The following is a 742-nucleotide window of genomic DNA, read 5'->3' on the forward strand; positions in this document are numbered from 1 at the left end:
CCCTACCCTGCCGCATGGGATTATTGAGGAGCTCGCATGACCAAACAAAACGCCTTTACTCGGGAAGACCTGCTGCGCTGCAGTCGCGGTGAGCTGTTCGGCCCAGGTAACGCGCAACTGCCCGCCCCAAATATGCTGATGGTGGATCGCATCACCCATATCAGCGAAGAGGGTGGCAAGTACGGCAAAGGTGAATTGGTCGCCGAGCTGGATATCACCCCGGACCTGTGGTTCTTCGCCTGCCATTTCGAAGGCGACCCTGTTATGCCAGGTTGCCTGGGCCTTGACGCCATGTGGCAGCTGGTCGGTTTCTTCCTCGGCTGGCAAGGCCTGCCGGGCCGCGGCCGCGCCCTGGGTTCGGGCGAAGTGAAGTTCTTTGGCCAGGTCCTGCCGACCGCCAAGAAAGTCACCTACAACATTCAGATCAAGCGCGTCCTCAAGGGCAAGTTGAACCTGGCCATCGCCGATGGTTCGGTGAGCGTCGACGGTCGCGAGATCTATACTGCCGAAGGCCTTCGGGTCGGCGTATTCACTTCCACTGACAACTTTTAAGGGTTATCCGCATGCGCCGCGTCGTTATCACTGGTCTGGGCATCGTTTCTTGCCTGGGCAATGACAAAGAGACCGTCACCGCTAACCTGCGTGCAAGTCGCCCTGGCATCCGCTTCAACCCGGAATATGCCGAAATGGGTCTGCGTAGCCAGGTTTCCGGCTCCATCGACCTGCCCCTCGAAGAACTGAT

At 59.0% G+C, this 742-nt stretch carries 2 protein-coding genes; both read left to right on the forward strand.

Features of this window, described 5'->3' with window-relative positions; translation table 11 throughout:
- Positions 1–36 precede the first annotated feature (36 nt).
- Positions 37–552 carry a 3-hydroxyacyl-[acyl-carrier-protein] dehydratase FabA gene (gene fabA, locus CFE47_RS31340; protein ID WP_010211704.1) on the forward strand — a complete coding sequence of 172 codons (516 nt, stop codon included), beginning with the start codon at positions 37–39 and terminating at the stop codon, positions 550–552.
- Between the two features lie 11 nt (positions 553–563).
- Positions 564–742 (forward strand): beta-ketoacyl synthase N-terminal-like domain-containing protein (locus CFE47_RS31345; RefSeq protein ID WP_286843069.1); only part of this gene is annotated, 179 nt, incomplete at its 3' end.

This window comes from Pseudomonas sp. PGPPP1, from assembly GCF_002255865.1.
Lineage (GTDB): Bacteria > Pseudomonadota > Gammaproteobacteria > Pseudomonadales > Pseudomonadaceae > Aquipseudomonas > Aquipseudomonas cremoris.

What these genes read in the sequence shown, in the direction of transcription:
- fabA (WP_010211704.1), top strand. Translation starts at nt 37, where the DNA reads ATGACCAAACAAAACGCCTTTACTCGGGAAGACCTGCTGCGCTGCAGT.